Consider the following 608-nt stretch of genomic DNA (forward strand, 5'->3'; position numbering starts at 1 on the left):
GACCCAAAAGAAATCTTTTTGGGTCCGTTTTGTCATTTTCGTGGATATTTCGCATGTTTTTCCCCATCCCCCCTTGGAATGACCGGCCGTCAGGCCGGTTCCGGTGAGTCCCACGTCCAGCAGGTCAATCTCTTCAGATTCAAGGCTGCAAAAGTAAGTATCGCCTGCATCATTTTTGCCTTCCCGCGAAGGGTTGTTCAACGCATGCCACACTTCTCCCTGGCGTCTCCGAAACCGCATTCCACGGTCTCCTTCCGCCTTGCAAAGATTTCTTTGTTTTCCGGGATGAGCCGGATGGCCTCTGCCTGATCGAGGTAGTCCTGCCAGACATGACGATTGATGACTTTCACATGGTTCTGGCTCTGCGTGCACTGAGCTAGCAGCGGACAACCTGCACATTTGGCTCCATTCGACTTGTACTCCCGGTAGCCTTGCTTATTGGTGGTCGAATACCGAAGTTCCTGTCCGTTTGGACAGAGTAAGCTTTCTCGAGTTTCCTGACCAGATGGTCCTCCGGGACCATTTCATCAAGTGAGATCATTTCCAATTGATCGCGATTGGTTCCATTCGATTTCGACAGCATATTCATCACCCGTTTTGTAGTCTGT

At 50.7% G+C, this 608-nt stretch carries 1 pseudogene; it reads right to left on the minus strand.

The annotated features are described in order from the left end of the window. Nucleotides 1-197: 197 nt before the first annotated feature. Nucleotides 198-419 (minus strand): annotated as a pseudogene (locus tag KHA84_RS15645) (transposase); the annotation flags it as partial. Between the last annotated feature and the right edge of the window lie 189 nt (nucleotides 420-608).

Origin of the sequence: Bhargavaea massiliensis, assembly GCF_018390575.1 — a bacterium.
GTDB lineage: Bacteria > Bacillota > Bacilli > Bacillales_A > Planococcaceae > Bhargavaea > Bhargavaea massiliensis.